Annotated in this window: 15 protein-coding genes; 11 read left to right on the top strand and 4 right to left on the bottom strand. The window is 47.6% G+C overall.

Annotated elements, in window-relative coordinates; translation table 11 throughout:
* Positions 1-434: 434 nt before the first annotated feature.
* The 5 genes from V7051_RS00290 to V7051_RS00270 all read left to right on the top strand — a co-directional run bounded on the left by V7051_RS00290 (position 435) and on the right by V7051_RS00270 (position 7,861).
* A complete protein-coding gene (locus tag V7051_RS00290) occupies positions 435-2,960 on the top strand; it encodes an EAL domain-containing protein (protein WP_333872878.1) in 2,526 nt (841 codons plus the stop codon).
* A 53-nt stretch (positions 2,961-3,013) separates the two neighbouring features.
* Entirely contained in the window at positions 3,014-5,851 is a 2,838-nt protein-coding gene (locus tag V7051_RS00285; protein WP_333872877.1) for a methyl-accepting chemotaxis protein, read from the top strand.
* A 260-nt stretch (positions 5,852-6,111) separates the two neighbouring features.
* Positions 6,112-6,957 (top strand): aldo/keto reductase family protein, encoded by an 846-nt coding sequence (locus V7051_RS00280; protein WP_333872876.1) that lies wholly within the window; start codon positions 6,112-6,114, stop codon positions 6,955-6,957.
* On the top strand, positions 6,954-7,496 hold the full coding sequence (locus tag V7051_RS00275; RefSeq protein ID WP_333872875.1) for a GNAT family N-acetyltransferase: 543 nt from the start codon (positions 6,954-6,956) through the stop codon (positions 7,494-7,496). The genes V7051_RS00280 and V7051_RS00275 overlap by 4 nt, the downstream gene beginning before the upstream one ends.
* Before the next feature lie 68 nt (positions 7,497-7,564).
* Positions 7,565-7,861, top strand: a complete 297-nt coding sequence (locus V7051_RS00270; RefSeq protein ID WP_333872874.1) for a hypothetical protein — start codon at positions 7,565-7,567, stop codon at positions 7,859-7,861.
* 90 nt (positions 7,862-7,951) lie between these two features.
* Here V7051_RS00270 and V7051_RS00265 read toward each other — a convergent pair whose 3' ends face one another.
* A complete protein-coding gene (locus tag V7051_RS00265; RefSeq protein ID WP_333872873.1) occupies positions 7,952-8,560 on the bottom strand; it encodes a DUF938 domain-containing protein in 609 nt (202 codons plus the stop codon).
* A gap of 52 nt (positions 8,561-8,612) precedes the next feature.
* Between V7051_RS00265 and V7051_RS00260 the strand changes: the two genes are divergently transcribed.
* Positions 8,613-9,746 (top strand): GNAT family N-acetyltransferase, encoded by a 1,134-nt coding sequence (locus tag V7051_RS00260; RefSeq protein WP_333872872.1) that lies wholly within the window; start codon positions 8,613-8,615, stop codon positions 9,744-9,746.
* 555 nt (positions 9,747-10,301) lie between these two features.
* On the opposite strand, the gene V7051_RS00255 is transcribed toward V7051_RS00260, so the two are convergent.
* The 3 genes from V7051_RS00255 to V7051_RS00245 form a co-directional block, all read right to left on the bottom strand.
* On the bottom strand, positions 10,302-11,630 hold the full coding sequence (locus V7051_RS00255) for a hemolysin family protein (RefSeq protein ID WP_333872871.1): 1,329 nt from the start codon (positions 11,628-11,630) through the stop codon (positions 10,302-10,304).
* A gap of 158 nt (positions 11,631-11,788) precedes the next feature.
* A complete protein-coding gene (locus V7051_RS00250) occupies positions 11,789-13,120 on the bottom strand; it encodes a POT family MFS transporter (protein ID WP_333872870.1) in 1,332 nt (443 codons plus the stop codon).
* A gap of 196 nt (positions 13,121-13,316) precedes the next feature.
* The gene (locus V7051_RS00245) at positions 13,317-13,709 is read right to left on the bottom strand and encodes a hypothetical protein (RefSeq protein WP_333872869.1); all 393 of its coding nucleotides are present in this window, start codon (positions 13,707-13,709) and stop codon (positions 13,317-13,319) included.
* 447 nt (positions 13,710-14,156) lie between these two features.
* Here V7051_RS00245 and mfd point away from each other — a divergent pair, with 447 nt between their 5' ends.
* From mfd to V7051_RS00220, 5 genes are all read left to right on the top strand, one after another.
* Positions 14,157-17,630, top strand: a complete 3,474-nt coding sequence (mfd, locus tag V7051_RS00240; protein ID WP_333872868.1) for a transcription-repair coupling factor — start codon at positions 14,157-14,159, stop codon at positions 17,628-17,630.
* Entirely contained in the window at positions 17,627-18,166 is a 540-nt protein-coding gene (locus V7051_RS00235) for a CsiV family protein (RefSeq protein WP_333872867.1), read from the top strand. The genes mfd and V7051_RS00235 overlap by 4 nt, the downstream gene beginning before the upstream one ends.
* 464 nt (positions 18,167-18,630) lie before the next feature.
* Positions 18,631-19,161, top strand: coding sequence for a PAS domain-containing protein (locus tag V7051_RS00230; protein ID WP_333872866.1), 531 nt, complete (start codon positions 18,631-18,633; stop codon positions 19,159-19,161).
* Positions 19,142-20,905, top strand: coding sequence for a methyl-accepting chemotaxis protein (locus V7051_RS00225; RefSeq protein ID WP_333872865.1), 1,764 nt, complete (start codon positions 19,142-19,144; stop codon positions 20,903-20,905). Before V7051_RS00230 ends, V7051_RS00225 begins: the two co-directional genes overlap by 20 nt.
* 383 nt (positions 20,906-21,288) lie before the next feature.
* Positions 21,289-23,793, top strand: a complete 2,505-nt coding sequence (locus V7051_RS00220; RefSeq protein ID WP_333872864.1) for a methyl-accepting chemotaxis protein — start codon at positions 21,289-21,291, stop codon at positions 23,791-23,793.
* Positions 23,794-23,875 lie beyond the last annotated feature (82 nt).

The raw sequence follows: 23,875 nt of genomic DNA, 5'->3' as shown, positions 1-23,875 counted from the left end.
AAGCTACCCGTAGTTTTTTCATAAACGGGAATTGACGAAAAATGCCCCCAAAAGGCAGGAGACACGCGTGTTCAAACAATTTGTAATTGGCTTTGCCGGTCAATATCTCCATACTCTGATTGATATATCGTTGGCGGTATCCGTATGATTGCCATCCATCAATCCGGGGAGCTCCTACAGATCACCATTAGTGGCGAATGTACTTTCGACGTCGTCCGAGAACTGTGGCTGATATGTAAAATCCAACTGCACGAAAGTAAGATCAGCCGTATTGAAATCCTGCTCAAAGAGGTGACGTCTTTCAACAACAGCGTCATCGACGCGATGTTTTTGATCTCGAACTGGGTATATGGCAATTTCCATATTTATGTGAACGATTGCTGTCCTCCTCCCTTCATACCCTCCTCACTACCTGCCAAATTGAGGTAGATGCGATGATTAACCAAATTATTGGATTTGTCAGCGGTAATGGATGGATGCCGGGCTTGTTCTGGTCCTATGCGCTTTCCGAAGCGCTGGTTATACCGGTTTATTATTCCATCGCTTTTGCACTCGCTTATTCCGTCTGGCGCCATAAGAACCTGAAGTTCCGCTGGGTTTATTTGATGCTCGGGGCTTTCATCCTGGCATCCGGCACGGCTCATTTACTGTCAATCGTGCTGTTGCGGCAACCGCTTTACCCGCTGGATGCCCACATCAAAGCGATTGCGGCAGTAATCGCTATTACCACAGCGATTTACCTGGTGCGGATTATTTCACAAGCCTTGCGTTTGCGGACTCAGGAAGAACTGGAAAAGAAGATCAAAGACTGTCATTTGGCGTTGCAGGAAAAAGATTACAAATTACAAACACTCAGCGAACAGTTTGCCGCTCTGATAGAGACAATCCCGGACGCCCTTTTTATTAAGGATGGCGAGGATAGATTAGTGATTGCCAATGAGGTCGCCAAGCAATTGTTCAAATTGCACGATATTGCCTGGCAAGGCAAGACCGGTAAAGAGCTTCCCGCAATATGTCCGGAGCTGCACGGCATGTGTGAACAATGCTTCACAAACGATAACTCCACCTGGAATGAACGCAATGCGCTTGTTTCCGAAAACGACTTTACTATGGAAGATGAAGCCGGCAATCATCGTGAGTTTTCAGTGCTTAAGGCACTATTTTTCAGGGAGAACGGCGAACGAAAAGGCATGGTCGTTATGGGTCGCGACAAAACCGATTTCCGGCTGGCCGAGCAGGAACTGCGGATTGCCGATATAGCAATTGAATCGCAAGAGGGCATCATTATCACCGATAGGGATCAACGAATCTTACGTGTAAATCGCGCTTTTACCCGGCTTACCGGATACAGCGCCGAAGAAGTGATCGGGAAAACACCGGCTATTTTGAAGTCAGGCTGCCATAACGAAGCTTTTTACCAGGCCATGTGGGAAAAATTGAGACTGGAGAAGACCTGGCAAGGAGAAGTTTGGGATCGACGTAAAAGCGGCGACATCTACCCCAAGTGGCTTACCATCAACGCAGTGGTCGACCCCGTTGGGCGAGTCAGTCATTATGTCGGCTCATTTAGCGACTTGAGCGAACATAAAGATGCACAGGCGGCCATTCACCGCCTCGCATTTTACGATCCCCTGACGGATCTTCCGAATCGGAGATTGTTTAACAATCAACTGGACCTGGCAATGTCCGTTAGCGTCTGTAACCAGCACTATGCGGCAATCATGATGATTGACCTGGACAACTTCAAGGCTATCAATGATGCCCAAGGCCATGCAATGGGTGACCAGTTGCTGGCTGAAGTGGCGCAAAGATTGAAATCCTGTGTACGCCAAGGCGATACCTTGGCGCGCTTGGGCGGCGACGAGTTTGTGATCATCCTGGAAAATCTGGACAAGGAGGACAGTCAAGCCGCTACGCAGGCCCAAGCAGTAGGCGAAAAGATCCTGAATGCGCTGAATCAGCCTTATCTGCTGAATGGAGACAAACACTATACTTCAGCCAGTATCGGCATCAGCCTGTTTATCAATTACGACGTCACCCGCGAGGAAATACTCAAGCGCGCCGATGCCGCGATGTACCAGGCTAAAAGCGCGGGTCGAAATACGTTGCGCTTATTTGATCCCGATATGCAAGCCTCGCTGGAATCACGTATGACGTTAGAGATCGAGCTACGCCATGCATTGGCGCAAAATCAGTTCCAGCTTCATTACCAGATTCAGGTAGACAATTCAGGCGAGATCATCGGTGCGGAAGCCTTGTTGCGCTGGAAGCATCCGCAGCAAGGGCTGATGACCCCAGACCGGTTCATCCCGCTCGCCGAGGAGTCGGGGTTAATTCTGCCGATTGGCGACTGGGTACTACGCACTGCTTGCCTGCAACTCAAGGCATGGGCGGACAACTCAGCGACAAAGGACTTGCAACTCGCCGTCAATGTGAGTGCATATCAGTTCAGCCAGCCCGGCTTCGTCAACCAGTTGTGCAAGATTTTGATAGAAACAGGCGCCAACGCAACAAGGCTTAAGTTGGAGCTAACCGAGAGCCTGTTAATGCACAACATCACTGACACCAGCGAGAAGATGGAAGCGTTGAAACCGCTGGGTATCCGGTTTTCTATGGATGATTTCGGCACCGGTTACTCTTCGCTCAGATACTTGAAGACGCTACCTATCACTCAACTGAAAATCGATCAATCGTTCGTGCGCGACATCATCATAGACCCGAGCGATGCGACGATCGTAAAAACCATTATCAGCATGGCCGACAACCTTGGGCTTAACGTGATAGCCGAAGGCGTGGAGACCGAGGAACAGCGCGCTTGCCTGGAACGCCTGGGCTGCTTTGCCTATCAGGGTTATTTGTTCAGCAAACCGGTACCGCTGGCCGAGTTTGAGGCTCTGTTGAGCTTAGCCTGGACTCAGACACGATCAATACAAGATCTGTTAAAAAGCGCCCGTTCTTGAGAAGAGCCTGATTAGAAAATTTATAAATTAATATTTAAAAAAGGAAATTCGCGATGAAAATCAATACGCCGGTAAACGATGTGGAGTATATCCTCGCAGAGCATGACTCTATTGTTTCCAAGACTGATTTAAAGGGAGTAATTACTTATATTAACGAAGACTTTCTCCGGGTTAGCGGGTTTGCCAAAGAAGAATTAATCGGTGCGGATCATAATATAGTTCGCCATCCCGATATGCCGCCCGAAGCATTTAAGGATATGTGGCAATCGCTAAAAGAGCGCCGTCCATGGACCGGCATCGTTAAAAACCGTTGCAAAAACGGCGATTATTATTGGGTCGTCGCCACTGCCACGCCCATTTACGAAAACCAGCAGCTGACCGGCTATATATCGGTGCGCAGCAAACCCGGTTATCAGCAGATTAAAGCGGCACGTGCCGCCTACAAAATGCTCCGCGAAGGCAATGCGGGCAATCTGAAAATCCGGGATGGAAAGATCATCAAATCAACTGTCCTGGAGAAACTTAATATATTTAAAGACTTCAGTATCAAAACCCGTTTGACATTTGTTATTGGTTTGTTGTCCGCTCTGATGATGATCGTTGGTGGTATGGGCCTACTGGGTATGAACAAAGCTAATGAAGGTCTGAGAACAGTATATGAAGATCGTACGGTTCCTATGGCCCAGATTGCTTCTATCCAGAAGCTGTTGTTGACCAACCGGCTGCGCATTACCGCTGTCCTTATCAATCCAACGCCGGAGATAATTCAGCAATACACAGCCGAGGTGGAACAAAACATCGCGGAAATCGATAAGGCTTGGATTGCTTACATGAGCACTTATCTCACACCCGAGGAAAAGAAACTGGCTGAAAAATTCGTCGAAGACAAAAAGCGCTTGGTAATGGAAGGCATGGACCCTGCGGTTACAGTACTACGCGCCAACGACATCAGTCAGGCTAACAAAATCATTGTGGATAGAATTCGTCCGCTCTATGAACCTGTTGCAGAGAGTATTCGAAGTCTTATGCAGTTACAGGTAGACGTCGCTAAACAGGAGTTTGAGACAGCGCAATTACGCTACACAGATATTCGTAATATTACTGTCGGGTTGATTGCGGCCGGCATTGTTTTGGCGCTGTGGCTGGGCATAACACTGATCCGCGCCATTATACGTCCGCTGGATGCCGCTATCGGGAACTTCGGCCAAATAGCTCAAGGTAACTATAACAATACCATTGACGTTGAAAACCGGAATGAAGTCGGTAAGCTACTGGAAGCGCTTAAATCAATGCAGATTAAACTCGGTTTTGACATGGCGGAAAGCAAACGCCTTACCGATGAGAACTTGCGCATTAAAATCGGCCTGGATAACGTCAGTACCGGCGTGATGATTGCGGACAGCGCCCACAATATCATTTACGTCAATAAATCGGTAGTCGATATCCTCAGCAAGGTCGAAACGGACATTCGCAAACAATTGCCGGATTTCTCGGCAGCCACGCTAGTCGGCACCAATATTGATATTTTTCAGGCCAATCCTGAGCATCAACGGCAATTGCTTTCGACTTTAACCAACACTTACGTCGTCAGCATGGATGTTGGCGGCCATTCTATGGTCGTGACTGCCAGTCCGGTAATTAACGAACAGGGCCAACGATTAGGCGCAGTAGCCGAATGGAAGGATCGGACTGCCGAAGTCGTCGTGGAAAAAGAGGTCGCTGATATTGTGCAGGGTGCTGTCATGGGCGATTTTACCAAGCGCATCAGAATGCAGGATAAGGAGGGGTTCTTCAGACAACTGGGCGAAAATCTCAATCAGCTGATGGAGACCAGCGAAATCGGTCTTAATGAAGTCGTACGAGTGCTCAATGCGCTGTCCCGTGGCGACTTGACGGAAAAAATCACTAACGATTATTACGGGACTTTTGGACAACTCAAGGATGATTCCAATACTACAGTGGAAAAACTGAAAGAAATCGTCAATAACATTAAAGATGTTACTAACAACATTAATACCGGTGCCAAAGAAATTGCCGCAGGCAACAATGATCTGTCTCATCGTACCGAAGAGCAGGCCGCCAGCCTGGAACAAACAGCCGCCAGCATGGAACAGTTGACTTCTACCGTTCAGCAAAATAGTGCAAGCGCCAAACATGCGAGCGAGCTTGCGGTTAATGCATCAGACATCGCGGGGGAAGGGGTTAAAGTAGTTAGCGAAGTCGTCACGACCATGGAAGATATTAACGAGGCTTCACGTAAAATCGGAAACATTATCTCGGTGATCGACGACATCGCGTTCCAGACCAATATACTTGCGCTTAATGCCGCCGTGGAAGCGGCTAGAGCCGGTGAACAAGGCCGGGGGTTTGCCGTGGTGGCTGTAGAAGTGCGCAATCTGGCGCAACGCGCCGCCGCCGCTGCCGGAGAGATTAAAAACCTCATTGACGATTCGGTAGATAAAGTGGCGGACGGTACTAAATTGGTCGCCCAAGCCGGCTTAACCATGGAAGAAATAGTGAACTCAATCCGTGGCGTTACAGCCATGATGACTGATATCAGCTCTGCTTCAGTTGAGCAAACATCCGGTATCGAGCAAGTCAATCAAGCCATTGCCCAAATGGATGACGTAACCCAGCAAAACGCCGCCTTGGTAGAACAAGCCGCCGCGGCGGCGGAATCACTAGAAGAGCAGGCGCAAAACCTGGTTAGCACAGTCGGAAGTTTTAAAATAGATGAATATTCAAACAATGCTCACAATTATCTGGAGGACTTGGAGGAAATAATTAAAGAACCAAGGGCGACTCGAGCAAAAGCGCATAAAAGTTCAACGGCTATCAAACCGAAACTCATGATGCAAGCTATTGATAGCGACGAGTGGGAAGAGTTTTAAAGTTATGATGTGGAGATGAAGCAAATGATGTGCGCCGCTGTGGTTCGAAAAAAAACGTTCGGTTCGAGTTCACAATCAGCGCTCGGGTGGGGGCCGATTGACTGTTTAAATGGGGTCTAAAACTGATTTAATGCAGTCGTTTGAGTTTGGCTACAGGTGGTAAAAAATCCGGAAAATCGCTATGCGAGGCGATAGCCGGTAGCTTGAAATCAGTTAATATGCGAGGATAATCGGCATTCAACAGTTCCCCTGGAATGCTTATGAACCCTACAGACTTTTTGACTTCCGCTTACGGGGTACGGATACCCCGCATTATTTACGGCACAGCCTGGAAGAAAGACAGCACGGCGGCGCTGGTAGAACAAGCTGTCGGGCTGGGCTTTCGTGGCATCGATACCGCTTGTCAGCCCAAGCATTACAACGAAGCGGGTGTCGGCGACGGCGTGGCCGCTTGCCTGCATAACGGGCTGGATCGCAGTGAGCTTTACCTGCAAAGTAAATTCACGTCATTGAGCGGACAGGATCCGCTGCAAGTCCCTTATGATCCGAAAGCAGGACTCGGCGAGCAAGTCGCACAATCATTCCAGACTTCACTGAAAAATCTGCAAACCCCTTACCTGGATTGCCTGGTGCTGCATTCACCCTTGGCAAGCTATCCGCACACATTGGAAGTGTGGCAGGCAATGGAGCGTATATTTCACAGCGGCGCGGTTAAACAGCTGGGGATCAGCAATTGTTATGATCTCCAGCTGTTTGAGCTTTTGTATAAGGATGCGAAGATCAAACCGGCTGTTATCCAGAACCGGTTTTATGCCGAGACCGGGTACGACCGGGCCATCCGCGATTTTTGCCGGGAACAACGGATAATTTACCAAAGCTTTTGGACATTGACCGCCAATCCCAATGTATTGGGAAATCCGACCCTGCAAGCTCTGGCGGCTAAATACCGGTGCCACGCCGCTCAAATATTTTTCCGTTTTTTGATCCACATCGACATTATTCCGTTAACCGGCACTACATCGGAAAGTCATATGCGTGAAGATTTGGCGATCTTTGATTTTGAACTGACTGCCGACGAGTGCGATGCTATCGAGGTGTTGCTTTGAGTAGGACGCTATCGATATACAAGGCCGAAAAGCGCGATGCAGGGCAGATTGCCGCTTTGGTTAACTCGGCTTATCGCGGCGAATCCAGTCGACAAGGCTGGACCACGGAAGCCGATTTGCTGACCGGGCGTAGAACCGACGCTGAAGACATTCTACGGTTAATCTCAAATGACGATTCGATGTTTCTGCTATACAAAGCTGGAGCGGAATTGAGCGGGTCGGTGCATGTGCAGAAACAGGCGGAGCAGGTCGATCTCGGCATGCTGGCAGTCAATCCGTCATTACAGGGAAGAGGCATCGGCAAGCAGCTGTTGGAAGCCGCGGAGCAAGCCGCACTGGAAACCTGGGGCATCAATAAATTGGTTATGACGGTCATCTCACGCAGGGATGAACTGATCGCATTTTATCAGCGGCGCGGTTATCAGCGTACCGGAGCAAGCAAGGAATTTCCGGTGAATCCCGAGCTATGGATGCCTAAAGTTGCAGACTTGCGCCTGGAAATATTGGAAAAAGTCCTGTCAGAGAATCGAAAGCTTTAGCCTTTGCCGGGGCTTAACATCAGTGCAATCATGATAAATAACATTTTAACTCAAGAGAATTTCCAATAATGTTCACACTATCTTCCACATGGAACCTGATTATTTCCACTATTGTGTTTTTGATCGCCGCCAAATATCTTCACCGTTATCTTGATGTTCAGGGAATACCCAAGGGTATGACACGCAGCTTACTGGTATTTTCGCTCGCCTATTTGGCGTCATGGGGATCGGGAGAGATGGTGGACTGGGCCCAGGAAAAAATAGAGGGGCCGCAACCGCAGGTAGCGCAAGGCTCTGACGATCTGTCGCAACTGCTGAAGATACTCGGTCAGGCGCAGTCTTCAAAGGAGCCGGGCTTGAATTAAAAGTTCCTTAAGCGGCATCGGTGGGATGGAGCGTTCCTTTTAAAAGCAGCAGCCGTAGTGTCCGGTAGCATTCAAGCTGTATTCGAAAAATTACCGTGTTTTCAGCTGTTTTTGCAGTACAAGCAAACGATTGTTGGCGGGCATGGCGATATCGTTTAATAAGCTAAAGCCGCCGGATGTCGATAAAGACACTATATCTTCAAAGTTCCTGATGCCGCTGGCGATACTTTGGCTCTTAAGCCAGTGATCGAAAGAGGCATTGCTGTCGCTGGTATAAGCGCGGTTATAGTTAAACGGGCCATAAATACAAACAAGCGCGTTGGGATTCAGGTATTCGGCCAAGCGGGTAAAGAATATCTGTACTTCATCCCAACTCATAATATGCAGCGTGTTGGCGGTAAATAATGCATCGATAGTACAACAGGGCCACACTGTATCGGTGACATCCAGCGTTAATGGCGGTTTCAAATTGTCTAGTTTCGCTTCTTCCCGCCATAAACGGATGCCCGGAATATTTTCGCTTCTATCGGTAGGCTGCCATTCAAGATGCGGCAGGTGTTCGGCAAAATAACAGGCGTGTTGGCCGGTGCCGCTGCCGATTTCCCAAACGGTTGTCGGCTGACAAAAAACGGTTTTAATAATCTGTAAAATGGGATCTTTATTATTTTCGCAGGCTTGAGAAAAAGGTTTATGGGTCATATGTTTAATGGATTAATGTTATTCTGTTGTTTTAACTGTACTGTTTTTAAAAATGGAAGTAAAACAAATCCATAGTCTGGCACAAGTTGATTGTACGGCCTGGAATCGGCTTGCCGGCGATGCTTATCCGTTTTTACGCCATGAGTTTTTATTGGCGCTCGAGCAAAGCGGTTCGGTCTCCGGGCAAACGGGTTGGGAGCCTGCGCATTTGCTGGTTATGGCTGAAGATGAACTGGTCGCTTTTATGCCGTTGTACCTTAAGCGGCATTCCTGGGGCGAATATGTGTTCGATCATCAGTGGGCTCAGGCTTATCAACAGCAAGGTATCGATTATTACCCGAAATGGTTGACTGCGATCCCGCTGACGCCTTGCCAAGGGGCGCGTATTGTTAGTAAAGCGGCTGTCGACCCGGTTGAAGTCATGCCGCTCTTACTGGCTTTTATAAAACAGCGTTCAGATGAGCTGGGTATTTCTTCATGGCATTGCTTGTTTCCTGTCGAGCAGCAGACAGAGCGGCTGCGGTCCATGGGCTTGAGTATTCGCGAAGGTGTGCAGTTTCATTGGTTTAACCGGGGTTATTGCGACTTTAACGATTTCCTGCAAACTTTGAATGCCGGTAAACGCAAAATGATCAAACGCGAACGCCGACGGGTTAGCGAGCAGGGCGTCAGCTTGCTGCGTATTGCAGGGCCGGATATCAGTGAATCGCAATGGCAGGTGTTTTTTCAGTTTTACACGATGACCTATTTAAAAAGAGGGTCGCAGCCTTACCTGAATCCGGCTTTCTTTGAACAAATAGCCGCAACCATGGCTGAGCAGTTATTGCTGGTTCTGGCGGTTAAAGACGGTAACACTATTGCCACAGCATTAAGTTTTGTTGGCACAGATACTTTATATGGCCGCTATTGGGGCTGTCATGAAGAGTACGACAGCCTGCATTTCGAAGTCTGTTATTACCAGGGGCTGGACTATTGTATTGAGCGTGGCTTAAAGCGGTTCGATTCAGGCGCTCAAGGCGAACACAAGATTTCGCGCGGCTTTGAGCCGATTACTACGTATTCCGCGCACTGGATCAAGGATGCCCGTTTTGCAAAGGCGATCGAACAATTTTTAGCTCGAGAGCAAGAAGCCATAAGACTTTATAAGCAGGATGCAGCGTCTTATTTGCCCTTTAAGCAGCTATGACGATGCTATAAAAATGAGCGGAAAATTAGCCAAACAAACCACATCAGTGTAGTGCGGTTGAAAAAAACCGCAGTAAAACGGTTTTTTTCAACCGTTATCCTCCTGCCGATCTAACCGAATAACAATACGCATTGATTTTGTTGATGTTATTTTGGCATCGCAGTTCATGGCATGGATATGGCTTGATAATCTGTAAGTTGCTGTTAAAAGCTACTCTATATTCAATATCTCTGATGTTTAGAGGGTTTATTGAATAAATATTTAATTTATATTTACAGAGGTAAAATCGCGATGATATTTGATATTGTACTTACAGGCGTTTTTTGTATAGCTGTTTTTTATGCTCATGTTTTTATCAAAAAAATAATGACCGGCGAATTAAATTGATAACCGGGCATTTTTGACACATCCTGAGGTCATAGGTAAAGCGGCTTGAATGTCTTGGTTCCTAATAGTTAGTCAAGACATTCAAGCCGCTGTATTTAGAGATCGATAATATTAATCTTAGGCATCCGGCAGGATAGCACCGCCTGATGTGAAGAACCCTATATTTGCCTATTCATCGCTATCAGTTACTTCATTAGGATAAATCTGGACATAGACAATGCGCGATTCATTCATTTTCCTGACCACGACATCGAACTGATTAAATTCAATTCTTTGACCTTCGACCGGAATATCACGCAGTTTGGCCATGATCAGCCCGCCAATCGAGACCTCGTCTTCCAGCTCAAGTTCTTCGTTTTCGATATCAATTCCCATAATCCGTTCCAGCGAGAATATCGGCAGGCTGCCTTTACCGATCAGTGTGCGGTCATCAAGCCGAGTCCAATCATTGTTATTCGGCCGGAACTCGTCGCGTATCTCGCCGACCATTGCACTTAACAAATTATCCAGCGTAATGAAGCCTTTCGGTTTTTGCCCTTTTTGTCCGATGATTGCAAAATGCGAAGCGCCCATGCGGAATTGACGGAATAGTTCCAGCGCGGGCGTATGCGGCAAGATGTATTGGATAGGCCGCAAGTAATGACTTAAGTCATCGATCGTTTTGCCTTCTTGCTGGGCGAAAAACAAATCTTTTAAATGAATCACGCCTAACACATCGATACCATTAGCGTCGAAATAGGGATAACGGCTGAAGCGTTTTTGAGACACGGTTTGCAGGTTTTTTTGCAATGACGCGTTGCAGTGCAATGCCGCGATCTCATGAATAGGGCGCATCAGGTCGGACACCTCCAGTTCGCTGAAATCAAGCGTTTTCGCCAGAATATTCCATTCGTCCCGGGTAAATCGATCATCCGGGAGGTTGCTGCGTAAAATAAGTTTAAGTTCGTGCGCCGAGTAGTGGGCATCGTGGCCATGAACATCACTTAGACCGAATATGCGCAGCACTAAATTGGCGCTGGAGTTCAGCAGCCAAATCGCAGGATACATCAGCCAATAAAACCCGTAGAGCGGCACCGCGCTCCATAAGCCGATTTTTTCAGGGTTTCGAATCGCCAGTGATTTGGGTGCAAGTTCGCCGACGACAATGTGCAGAAACGAGATCAGGGTAAAGGCGAAAGCGAACGAAATGCCGTGCACCATTTCCGGTGACTTGATATCAATTCTGTCGAACACAGGCTCCAGAAGATCAGCGAACGCAGGTTCGCCGATCCAGCCCAAGCCCAGCGAAGCGAGCGTAATGCCCAGTTGGCAAGCCGATAAATAGGCATCGAGTTTTGCGTGTACCAGTCCTAAAATGCGTCCACGCAAACCTTGTGTTTTAACAATCGAACGGATGCGCGTTTGCCGCAGTTTGACCAGGCCGAACTCTGCGGCTACAAAAAAACCATTGAGCACAACCAGCAATAAAGCTGCAATGATCGGGAGAAAATTATTCATATCGCCTTAAGTTTTAATGGGAAGAATGTAGTGATGTCGTCGTCGAGCAAGCGTAAGGATGGCTGCTATTAAAGGTAGTATGCGGAATCAATACAAGATAAATATCAAACAGAATGCATAAATTTAACCGTATTTGGCTAAGAATGCGTTTTATCAGCCTATTCTTGTAGATAAGTGTGTTCCCGATAATGTCGGCTATGCCGGACAAAGCCGACTGCTGTAACCAGCATCAAGGCGGCAAAAAACCAGAAATACTCGGCTCCGGCGAGGCGGCTGGAACCGTCCGGGTTTTCAATGAAAAAATTCACCGCACTGGTAAACAAATTCCCGAGTGCAACTGCCCCTAGATAAAACGACATTACCAATGATTTCATCGTCCTCGGCGCTTGCGTATAGGAAAACTCCAGACAGGTGATCGACACCATGACCTCGGCGGAAGTCAGCAACAGGTAGGCCGGCAATTGCCAGCAGATATTAGGAGGGTTCCCTGCATCTATGCGCATTTGAATGTAAGCGACCAATACAAACGACAATACGGTGATAAACAAACCGATCGCGATTTTGTTCATATAACTTAAGTGCAACAGCCTGCCCATCGCCGGGTATAGCTGTTTGTAAAACAACGGCGTGAGCAGCACAATCAGCAACGGATTGGCGGCCTGAATCTGCGAGGGTAATATCTCGATGCCGAATACATGTCTATCCATTTGCTGTGCCTGCAAGACCCAGGATGAGCCGTTTTGGTCGAATAAAGCCCAAAACATCGCAATGAACAAATAAATCCCGCTTAACCGTCCCAGACAGCGCAAACCTTCACCGCTCAGGGCCTCGCGTACGAAACCCATACCGGCGGGGGGTATATGTACAAACCGGTATCGCCCGGACCAGAATATCACCGTTGCCAGCAGCATCAATACACCCGGTACTGAAAACGCGACCGATGCACCATAAGTTTTGAGTAGCCAAGGCACCAGCAACATAGAGACAAACGCACCTAGGTTAAGCGTCAAATAAAACCAACTGAATACCTTGCTAAGCCAATGCTGATTTTTGACTCCAAACTGGTCGCCGACATGAGCGGATACGCAGGGTTTAATACCGCCGGCACCCAATGCGATCAGGGCTTGTCCTACTAAAAGACCTGTTCGTGTATCATCCAGTGCCAGACAAAAATGGCCTAAGCAATAGACTATCGATAATAAAATGATTGTCCGGTACTTGCCCAATAAGCCATCGGCCAGTAACGCACCTAAAAAGGGTGTGAAATAAGTGATGGAGACGAATAGATGGAAATAGGCTTTAGCTTCGTTTGCAGCCATAGGCGCAAGCCGGCCGTCGGCATTCATCAGGTATTGAGTCATGAATACGACCAAAATCGCCCGCATGCCGTAATAGCTAAAGCGTTCGGCAAGCTCGTTGCCAATGATGAAAGGAATGCCGGGGGGTATCTCTGTGGAAGAAATCGGGGCTGTATGGTATGGGGTTTTCATGGAATTATACGCCTCAAAATTTTGATGTCATTTTCGCACATTTTCGAAAATGCTGAGTAACGCTGAACGAAAGAGAGGCATTCAAATGAAATAAGGCGAGCTGGAAATGAGTATTGGCTGCTTAGTCGAGCTATAACTGAATCGGCCCGGATTTCCGGGCCGATTCTTTTACTTATTTCCAATAGCTGGAATTATATTACTTAACTTTAACCAGTTCCTTGTCGCCGCTGGAAAAGTGGCATTTGCTTACGGTAAAGGTCTCGCAATCTTTCGATTCTTCGACCTTCGCACCGCTTGGGCTAAGTTTAATTTTCAGCTCGCAGAAACTGGCTGCGCTTTCAGAATGTTTTTTCATGACCAATTCGTTTTCACCTGTACTTTTGGCTTTACCGGAAATAGTCTCGGAACAGTGAGTGCTGTCGGCCGCAGATTCAAAGTCAACATCAGTACTGACCGTATAGTCGTCGCTGATTTTGGTGACTTTCAGGTGACGAACATAGTCGCCGTCACGCAATACATAATGATCGGTAGCGGCGCTTACGTTACCCGAAATCAGCATCGCAATAGCCAGAAACAAACTTTTTTTCATAATGTTACCTCTTGTTTGATTAAAATTTTGATCAACATGGTAGCAGGCAGGGTTTGTTGCTGTTCATGTCGTCGTGGGATGTACTTGGCACAACTCGAATTATTGTACCCGATTGCAGGCCGTTACTAAAAGGCGATGCAATGATGATGGCCTATTCATACTCATAAAAAATAGCGCGCCATGACGGTATAGACGGCGGGGCGGTTGAGCATATTTAAGAGTGAATGCAGGTTACTGGATGTGCTTAAGACTTGCGCCTTTTTTGGCACTTGCGGAACGACGGTTAACAGGCAAATAACGAATTGGCGTAGGATTCTTGCTAATCAGGAATAAAATTAATGAGATATAATTAGAGATCGTAAATAATCGGTTTCCTTTTCTTGCCTTGGACTGTTCAATACAGAATGACTAAGCATATTTTTTTAACTCACACATAGCTACTGTCCAATGGCTAACAATTTAATTTTCTCTCCTAAAGTCCCGCAAAAAAAAGACCAAACATTCATCTGGACCGGGCTAACCGGCTGCGGTGATTCTCTGGCGTTGGCTTCGGCCATTAAAAATGAAGATCGCCTGTTTATTATCGTTACGCCGGATAATCAGACCGCATTGCGTATTGAGCATGAGCTATCGTTCTTTTTACAAAATGAACACTCCATTTTGCATTTTCCCGATTGGGAAACATTGCCTTACGATGTTTTTTCACCGTTGCCGGAAATTATCTCGGAACGCTTGAAAACGCTGGCTTTGTTGCCTCAGGTGAAACGCGGCGCGCTGGTGGTTTCGGTGACGACATTGATGCACCGGTTGGCGCCCCGCGAGCATGTCCTGGCGAACAGTTTTGCAGTCGAAGTGGGCGATGATTTTAATCTGGAACTGAACCGCGTGAAGTTGGAAAGCGTCGGCTATCACTGCGTTTCGCAAGTCTATCAGCACGGTGAATTTGCAGTCAGGGGGGCGATAGTCGATTTGTTCCCGATGGGCAGTAAAGCGCCGTATCGTATTGAATTATTCGATGAGGAAATTGAATCTATCCGCACTTTCGATCCTGAAACGCAGAGGTCGTTGGAAAAAATTGAGCGGATTCAGCTGTTTCCGGCACGGGAGTTTCCGTTTACCGATGAGTCTATCAAGCATTTTCGGCAGGCTTTCAGGGATGCTTTTCCGGAAAGTTCGCCTAAAAATCATTTTTACCAGGATGTCAGTAAAGGCATTACACCCGGCGGTATTGAATATTATTTGCCGCTATTTGTAGACCAAATGGCGTCATTGTTCGATTATCTGCCTAAATCGGCGGTTTTGGTGATGTCGGACAGTTTTGACATGACATCGCGCGCTTTTTATGCCGAAGCCGAGGACAGGTTTCAGCAAAGAAAATACGATGTTGACAGGCCTTTACTAAAACCGGAACTGTTGTTTTTATCGACTGATGAACTGGCGCAAAGGACTGGGGCGTTTGCGCATGTCACTGTCGATTACACCGGAGCAAAAAAAGATCAGCAAGACAGCATTGTTTTCAATTGTCATCCATTACCCAATGTAACCGTCGACACAAAATTGGAGCAGCCTGCCCAGGCATTGCAGCAATTTGTAAACGGTTTTGCCGGCAAGATTTTATTTGTTTCGGAATCGGCGGGTCGCCGCGAAGCCTTAATGGAAAAATTAAGGCATTACAAAATTACCGTCAAGCAGGTTGAAAGCTGGGACAAGTTTCTTCAGTCCGAAATATCGCCGTGCCTTCTCGTGGCACCGATGGATCAGGGCTTATGGCTCGACAGTCCAGCGATTGCGATTATTACCGAAAGCCTGTTGTCCGGCGAGAAAGTTCAGCAACGGCGCAGGCGGCGCAAGTCTGCGGCGCATGAGCTGGAAAATATCGTCAATAACCTCAATGAGCTGACCATCGGTTCTCCGGTCGTGCATCAGGAGCATGGCGTCGGCCGCTACTTAGGATTGCAGACGCTTGAGATAGGCGGCGTCGCGTCGGAGTTTCTGACCCTGGAATACGCCAATCACGACAAGCTTTATGTGCCGGTTTCGGCCTTGCATGTCATCGGCCGCTACACCGGCATGAGCGCGGAAAATGCGCCGTTGCACAAGCTGGGCGGCGATCAGTGGAGTAAGGCCAAGCAAAAAGCCATTAAGCGCATCCGCGATGTCGCCGCGGAATTGCTGGAGATTCATGCCAAAAGAGCGGTCAAGCAAGGCCATGCTTTTGCGGTTGAAAATGTCGAATATGCGGCTTTTGCCGATGCGTTCCCGTTTGAAGAAACGCCGGATCAGCAGACGGCTATCGAAGCGATACTGGAAGACATGGCCAGTCCTCATCCGATGGACAGGGTGATTTGCGGCGATGTCGGTTTCGGTAAAACCGAAGTGTCGATGCGGGCTGCATTTATTGCGGTGCAAAACGGCAAGCAGGTCGCGGTTTTGGTACCGACTACCTTGCTGGCGCAGCAGCATTACCAGAATTTTCGCGACCGCTTTGCCGATTGGCCGGTCCGCGTCGAAGTGCTGTCGCGCTTTGTCAGCCCCAAACAGCAAAAAGAGATTACCGACGACCTGGAGCAGGGCAAGGTCGATATCGTCATCGGTACGCATAAGTTATTGTCGAAAGAGATCAAATACAAAGCGCTGGGCTTGGTGGTGATCGATGAGGAGCACCGGTTTGGCGTCACGCAAAAAGAGCATTTCAAAAAGCTGCGCAACGAACTGGATATGCTGACCCTGACCGCAACGCCTATTCCGCGCACCTTGAATATGGCGATGTCGGGCTTAAGGGATATTTCCATCATTGCCAGCCCGCCGCCTAATCGTCATGCGATCAAAACTTTTATCAGCGAATGGATAGATGCACAGGTTAGGGAAGCCTGTTTGCGTGAGATCAAGCGCGGCGGGCAGGTGTTCTTTTTGCATAACGATGTTAAATCGATGGAAAAAATGGCCAGGGAACTGGAAAAGCTTGTACCTGAAGCGCGGATTGAAATTGCGCACGGACAAATGCCGGAGCGTGAACTGGAGCGCATCATGCTGGATTTTTACCATCAGCGCTTTAATCTGTTGTTGTGCTCTACCATTATCGAAAGCGGTATCGATATACCCAGCGCCAACACGATTATTATCAATCGCGCCGATAAGTTGGGGCTGGCGCAGTTGCATCAGTTGCGCGGCCGGGTCGGACGTTCGCACCATCGGGCTTATGCTTATTTTGTCGTGCCACCGAAAACGTTAATGAGCAAAGATGCCATTAAACGGTTGGAAGCGGTTGAGACATCAGGCGATCTGGGCGCCGGTTTTATGCTGTCGTCGCATGATATGGAAATTCGCGGAGCCGGTGAATTGCTCGGTGACGATCAAAGCGGGCAAATTCAGGAAATCGGTTTTACCTTGTATACCGAATTGCTTGAGCGCGCTGTCAATGCGCTCAAGTCCGGCAAACAACCGGAACTCGATATGCCGATGGACAGGGGGCCGGAAGTCGATCTGCAAACCTCGGCGTTGATCCCGGAAGATTATCTGCCGGATATTCATGGCCGTCTGGTGCTGTACAAGCGTATTTCCAATACCGAAACCAAAGAGGATTTGCGTGAGCTACAGGTGGAAATGATCGACCGTTTCGGCTTATTTCCGGAGCCGGTAAAAACGTTGTTCAGCGTTACTGAATTAAAGCAGCAGGCGGACAAATTGGGCATCAAAAAAATAGAGGCCAATGCCGTCGGTGGGCGCATTATTTTTTCGGCAACGCCTAATATTAATACGGATCAGTTGATTTCCCTGATACAAACGCAGGCGCAGGTTTATAAATTCGATGGTGCGGATAAGTTAAGGTTTATAAAACCGTTTGAAACAACCGAGCAGAAACTTGAGTTTATAACCGAGTTGCTGGATAAATTAACCATTAAGCCGGCGGTTAAACAATGACAATGCTTAAAATAATGGTTTTTAGCCTAGCGGCAATGTTGGGGATTTTTAGTAGCCCTGTTGTCGCTGAGGGTGGTGCGTATCAAATAGAGTTGATCGTCTTTTTGCAGTCTATGCCTAATACCGAAGTGTTTGATCAAGCTTCCAGTCAAATAAAGTGGCCGTCTGATTTGACTGAACTCTCGGCTTATAACAAACCGGAAAACACAACCCTTGATGACAGTTATGCCGCATTAGTTAAAGATTCGACTTATCGGCCGATCTTATATGTTGCCTGGGTTCAGCCGGGAGAAAAAGGGCTGAGCGCTCCTGTCGATATTCAGAGCGCCGACGGCAAGCTGAACGGCTATCTCCAGATACAACATGATCCGGGTTTGCAAATGACGGTTGATTTGGAGCTTAACGCTAATTCGGGCGATGGTTTCAGTAAATCTGTGGTTTACCGTTTAAATGAAAAGCGAGCCGTTAAATTGAATGAGGTCTATTATTTGGATCACCCAAAGTTTGGGGGCATTGTAAAAATAGCTCCTTTATAAGACATCTGCCAGAAAGCTGGCGTTTATCCTGAGCCGTCGGGAAAAGGTCTAATAAGGAGGACTATATTTACATTCGACCAACAATAAAAAAACTAGGGTTAAAGCGAATATTTATGTTATTAAAGTGCGGGCGATGGACATATCTACTATATTGAATGCAGGCATTTGAATTTGTGGAGTGACGACAGATGAGCTTTTGAAAGATCCCGGATAGATTGAGATCAATCAGGTTTTTTTAATATGTTCATGACTATTTATTTGACGTTTTATAAAAATAAACGGCTAATAAGGTTTGCTAAACAGTGCAAATACTTTGTTAGTCAAAATAATTAATTTGCGACTGCATTGATAGATATTTGCTCCTGCAATTTCTGCATTCACCATAATCATGTGGATTATGCAGGGGGTAGAGCATCGGAAGTAGGTGCTTTAGGCGATGCAGGGACAATTGCAGAGGAGGAATAATGAAGAGAAAAGATATAATCCCAACGAGCAAGGAGCGGGTGATGCGGGAAAATGATTTTATCGTTTCCAAAACTGACCTGACCGGCCGGATTACCTACGGGAATGAGATTTTTATCGAGTTTTCCGGATATGACGAGGAGGAGCTTCTGGGGAGTCAACACAACATCATTCGCCACCCCGATATGCCTCGAGTGGTGTTTAAGTTGTTATGGGATTATTTGGCGGAAGATAAAGAGATCTTTGCTTTTGTTAAAAATATGTCAAAAGATGGCGGGTTTTATTGGGTGTTTACCCATGTCGCACCCATGAAAGATAAAAATAAACAAAAAATCGGCTATAGCTCGGTGCGCCGTATGCCTAATCCCAAAGCTATTCCGATTGTGGCGGATTTGTATCGGACCATGCTGGATGCTGAGCGGAACGCGGGGCCAAAAGATGCTATGGCGGCTTCAGGAGCGGTATTGGGTAATGTGTTAAAAGACAAGGGTGTTACTTACGAGGAGCTGATCAATGTATTACAGTCGCTTTAAGAATAATGAATCTATCGCATTAACGATAGTTGCTTTTTGCTGGCTCTGTTCGCTTGTTTACGGATGGATGCCTGTTCTGAACTGGGTAGAGAGCGGCGGAGTAATCATTCCGTCTTTACTGACGGCCGGCTCAGCTTTATCTATTGTTTGGTGGCGCAAATCAAGAGTAGCCGATCAACAGTTGCTGGAGAAATTACTTAACGCCAGTCAGGAATGGGCGCAAGGATCTGTAGATGTACGACTTACCTATATAGGCGGAAAAGAGCGGCCGCTTCAACAGCTTGCCTGGAGCCTGAATAATTTGATGGATCAGGTGGAAACTGCGCAGATAGATATGTATTACTCCATGGCCTATGTGATATATGGGGATTTTACTCGAAAGAGTTATCCGCAAGGGCTACACGGCGGGTTTGCGTCGGCTCTGAAACAGCTTAATTCTGTTGCGAAAACATTATCCTCCACCACAAACTCCATCACTAAACTTATGAATGCCATGGCTGAGGGCGATTTTAACGAAAAAGTTGATGTTAATGTCGAAGGTGAATATAGACGTGCTGTAGATAACGCCATGCAAGCCATGCGGACTATGCAAACGATGTTGGGGGATGTTGGCAAGGTCATGGGTAATGTTGCTCAAGGCGATATCAGTCAACGTGTTCAGGCCGAAGGGCACGGCGACCTCGGCCAATTGAAAGAAGATATCAATCGTTCGCTTGATGCTCTGGGGAGTCTGAATGACATAGCGCTTATTGCGAGTGCGTTGTCCGAAGGTGATCTGACCCAAACGATCAGCAAGGACTATCCAGGCACTTTTGGTGCGGTGATTGCCGGCATGAACGGTACCGTAGCAAACCTCAGGGAGCTGGTAGAAGAAATCAAGGATTCGACCACTAACATCAATACGGCCGCCAAAGAAATTGCTGCGGGTAACAATGACCTGTCGCATCGCACCGAAGAACAGGCGGCCAGCCTGGAACAAACCGCCGCCAGCATGGAAGAGCTGACTTCCACTGTGCAGTTGAATGCCAAAAGTGCTCAACAAGCCAACCAACTGGCTGTCGGCGCGACGGATATTGCAGGCAAGGGGGTTGCAGTAGTAGATCAGGTTGTGACGACTATGGAAGGCATCAATGAGTCCTCGCGCAAGATTGTGGATATTATCTCAGTAATCGACGGTATCGCTTTTCAAACCAATATTCTCGCGCTTAATGCCGCAGTAGAAGCGGCTCGTGCCGGTGAGCAGGGCCGCGGTTTTGCTGTGGTGGCTGGAGAGGTGCGTAATCTGGCGCAACGCGCTGCTGCTGCCGCCGGAGAAATTAAAAATCTGATTGGCGATTCGGTAGAAAAGGTGGAGGATGGGACTAAACTGGTCGCCCGGGCTGGAAAAACCATGGAAGAAATTGTCAGTGCGATTCGCGGAGTTACGGTGATTATGTCCGAGATCAGAAACGCTTCTATTGAGCAAACGTCCGGCATCGAACAGGTTAATCAGGCTATTGGCCAGATGGATGAAGTGACTCAGCAAAATGCCGCCCTGGTAGAGCAAGCCGCAGCAGCTGCTGAATCATTGGAAGAACAGGCGCAAAACTTGTCGGTTACAGTAGGGCGCTTTACTGTTGATAGTGGATCGGTCAGCTCCCAGAGTACGCCCCGTGTAACGCCGAAGGTAAGTAGAAGTCCAGCGCCGGTTAGGGCTAAACCTCAATTGCAGATGGCCAGTGGCGATGACTGGGAAGAGTTTTAAGCTGACTGCCAAGGTTTTAGTTGTCAGTAAATGTCGTTATAGGGCTGATATCTGATTCTGTCTAAATAGTTTCAGGCTATAATAACCGCCATTACTATTCCGACATCTATTCTTAATCCTAATGATTTTTTCACTTATCCACACGTTTGTCCTGAATATGACCGGTTTAATTGTTAATGGTTGAAATGATTGCTATCAATCAACGCAGCAATGAACCGGTTCCCAAAAAAGCACCCTCTTGTTATCGCCGTAAAAGCTACAAAATGATCGTTCTTTTTGTGCTATGGCTTATTTATACTGCCTGCGCATTAGGTTGGTTCATCTTGGAAACGCCGTCCAGTGTACAATGCATAAATCATGTCAATTAAATTTAGGAAAAAGTGATGAATGATCAAGAAGACTTGTTAAAGCCCATTCGTGCACAGGTTGACGGTGTGATGATGGCTACAGTTGCCTTTGTGTTTTTGGTTACAGTCGTTGTCGGATGGGTTTATGACGGGATAGTTTTGAGCTTGGTCATTGGCCTTCCGGCACTAATAGTGCCTTTCTTGATATGGCGTTCGATGCCGGGTACGCTGATCTCAAGGCTGGCGATGGCAAGTGCGCTTGTAATTCAAATAGCGATTCAAATTCAAGTCAGTCATGGCTTGATAGAAATGCATTTCGGGCTGTTTGTGGTATTGGCTTTTTTATTGGCCTACCGGGATTGGCGACCGATTGTTTTTGCGGCCGGGCTGATTGCCGTTCACCACTTGGCCTGTAATTTTTTACAAGCTGCACAGATGGATGTGTGGGTATTTCAAAATGGACCCAACTTCGGTATCGTGTTGCTTCATGCCACCTATGTGATATTTGAATCAGTGATTTTGGTATATCTGGCCGTTCAGCTGCGGTTTGATGGCATTGAATTGGTAACGTTCGAATTACTGGCAGATCGTATTGCCAGTGGTGATTTGAGCACCGAAATGGATGTCAGGCAAGAAAAGGGCATGTTGCATTCAATGAAAACCATGCAGGACGTTATTAATAATTTTGTCACCGCACAGTCAGTAATGGCGCATAAACACGCTGAAGGCTGCATTTTTGAGCAACTCGATGACGCGCGTTTCCCCGGCACTTACGGCAAGATGGCGAAAGAAATTAATGAGCTGGTAGCGAGCCACGTCGCAGAAAAAATGCAAGTGGTCGATATTGTAAGCCAGTATGCCAAAGGCGATTTTTCCCGTGACATGGATCAACTACCCGGCGAAAAAGCCAAGGTGACGGCTGCGGTAGACGCCGTAAAAACAGCACTGCTTGGGATCAGTAACGAAATTAAAGCTATCGTCGGAGCCGGAGTGCAAGGCGATTTTACATACCGTGTCCAGGCCGATAACTTCGAGTTCCTGTTTAAAGAGATTTTGACCGATCTTAATACGTTAATCGAAACCTGCGATTCGGGCTTTAGCGATATTGAGCGTGTTGCGACAGCGCTGGCTCAAGGGGATTTATCGCAATCCATCAGCCAAAATTATCCAGGCACTTTTGGCCAAGTCAAAGAAGCTGTCAATGGAACAGTGGAAAACTTCAAAAATACGATAGGTGGAATTAAGGACTCCGTCGACACCATCAGTGATGCGGCTAAAGAAATTGCAGCGGGTAACAATGACCTGTCGCATCGAACCGAAGAACAAGCAGCCAGCCTGGAGCAAACCGCCGCCAGCATGGAAGAGCTGACCTCGACCGTGCAGCAGAATAGCGAAAATGCCAAACATGCCAGCCGACTTGCTACCAGTGCGTCGGACGTTGCCGGCAAGGGAGTTGCGGCAGTCAGCGAAGTGGTAACAACAATGGAAGGCATCAACCAAGCTTCAAGCAAGATTGTGGACATCATCTCGGTGATCGACAGCATCGCTTTCCAAACCAATATTCTCGCGCTCAACGCCGCAGTGGAAGCGGCTCGCGCCGGTGAGCAGGGCCGGGGTTTTGCCGTGGTGGCGGTAGAAGTTCGCAATCTGGCGCAACGTGCCTCCGCTGCCGCCGGAGAGATTAAAAACCTGATTGGCGATTCGGTAGAAAAGGTCGAGGACGGGACTAAACTGGTCGCCCGGGCTGGAAAAACCATGGAGGAAATTGTTAGCGCGATTCGCGGTGTCACGGCCATTATGTCCGAGATTAGCGCAGCTTCAGTTGAACAAACGTCGGGCATTCAACAGGTTAATCAAGCAATCAGCCAAATGGACGACGTGACGCAGCAAAATGCCGCCTTGGTAGAGCAAGCGGCAGCTGCCGCAGAATCACTGGAAGAACAGACAGGACATCTGTCGAATACGATAGCGGGTTTTAAACTGCATGGTGGCGCACACGTTTCTACTGGTCATGTTAATACTGGATTGGCGGTCGCTTCAAGTCAATCTAATAAAAAAAATGTACTTGTCAGGAGCTCATCCTATAAAAATATTCCTGTGTCAAATGAAACCGGCATAGATTTGGATAAGGCGCTTGAGAAACATTCTGACTGGAAAGTGAAACTTCGTACCGCGATATCAAAGCGTGAGGCGATGGATGCTGCAATGATTTCAAAAGACGATTGCTGTGATTTCGGTAAATGGTTACACGGTGAGGCCAAGTCTAAGCTTGGCCACCGGGCAAGCTATTCGGAATGTGTGTCCAAGCATGCGGCTTTTCATGTCGAGGCCGGTAAAGTTGCGACTATGATTAATGCAAAAAAATTCACTGAAGCGGAGAAAATGCTCGGCAATGGAGCCTCTTTTGTTTCCGCATCAACCGCAGTCGGGGTTGCCATTATGCGGCTGAAAAAAGACATCAGCGCTCCGACAAGCACGGTGGTCGCCAAGCCAAAAGTTCAAGTGGCGAAAGCAAATGCTGATGAGTGGGAAGAGTTTTAAATAGGCTAAGCTACTTGTTTAAACCGTGTTCAGGTTATAATAGCCGCCATTTACCAAGCCTTGGCCGATTGTCCAGGGCTTT

Source organism: Methylobacter sp., from assembly GCF_036845245.1.
In the GTDB taxonomy this organism is placed as follows: Bacteria; Pseudomonadota; Gammaproteobacteria; order Methylococcales; family Methylomonadaceae; genus Methylobacter_A.
The sequence above is the reverse complement of the archived record's forward strand: the minus strand, read 5'-3'. Positions and strand labels throughout refer to the sequence as shown.

Bases quoted from the DNA above. Each gene is read 5' to 3' on its own strand.
- mfd (WP_333872868.1), top strand. From the start codon at position 14,157: ATGGCTAACAATTTAATTTTCTCTCCTAAAGTCCCGCAAAAAAAAGAC.
- V7051_RS00220 (WP_333872864.1), top strand. From the start codon at position 21,289: ATGAATGATCAAGAAGACTTGTTAAAGCCCATTCGTGCACAGGTTGAC.
- V7051_RS00280 (WP_333872876.1), top strand. From the start codon at position 6,112: ATGAACCCTACAGACTTTTTGACTTCCGCTTACGGGGTACGGATACCC.
- V7051_RS00290 (WP_333872878.1), top strand. From the start codon at position 435: ATGATTAACCAAATTATTGGATTTGTCAGCGGTAATGGATGGATGCCG.
- V7051_RS00255 (WP_333872871.1), bottom strand. From the start codon at position 11,630: ATGAATAATTTTCTCCCGATCATTGCAGCTTTATTGCTGGTTGTGCTC.
- V7051_RS00260 (WP_333872872.1), top strand. From the start codon at position 8,613: ATGGAAGTAAAACAAATCCATAGTCTGGCACAAGTTGATTGTACGGCC.
- V7051_RS00265 (WP_333872873.1), bottom strand. From the start codon at position 8,560: ATGACCCATAAACCTTTTTCTCAAGCCTGCGAAAATAATAAAGATCCC.
- V7051_RS00250 (WP_333872870.1), bottom strand. From the start codon at position 13,120: ATGAAAACCCCATACCATACAGCCCCGATTTCTTCCACAGAGATACCC.
- V7051_RS00235 (WP_333872867.1), top strand. From the start codon at position 17,627: ATGACAATGCTTAAAATAATGGTTTTTAGCCTAGCGGCAATGTTGGGG.
- V7051_RS00225 (WP_333872865.1), top strand. From the start codon at position 19,142: ATGTATTACAGTCGCTTTAAGAATAATGAATCTATCGCATTAACGATA.
- V7051_RS00285 (WP_333872877.1), top strand. From the start codon at position 3,014: ATGAAAATCAATACGCCGGTAAACGATGTGGAGTATATCCTCGCAGAG.
- V7051_RS00230 (WP_333872866.1), top strand. From the start codon at position 18,631: ATGAAGAGAAAAGATATAATCCCAACGAGCAAGGAGCGGGTGATGCGG.
- V7051_RS00270 (WP_333872874.1), top strand. From the start codon at position 7,565: ATGTTCACACTATCTTCCACATGGAACCTGATTATTTCCACTATTGTG.
- V7051_RS00245 (WP_333872869.1), bottom strand. From the start codon at position 13,709: ATGAAAAAAAGTTTGTTTCTGGCTATTGCGATGCTGATTTCGGGTAAC.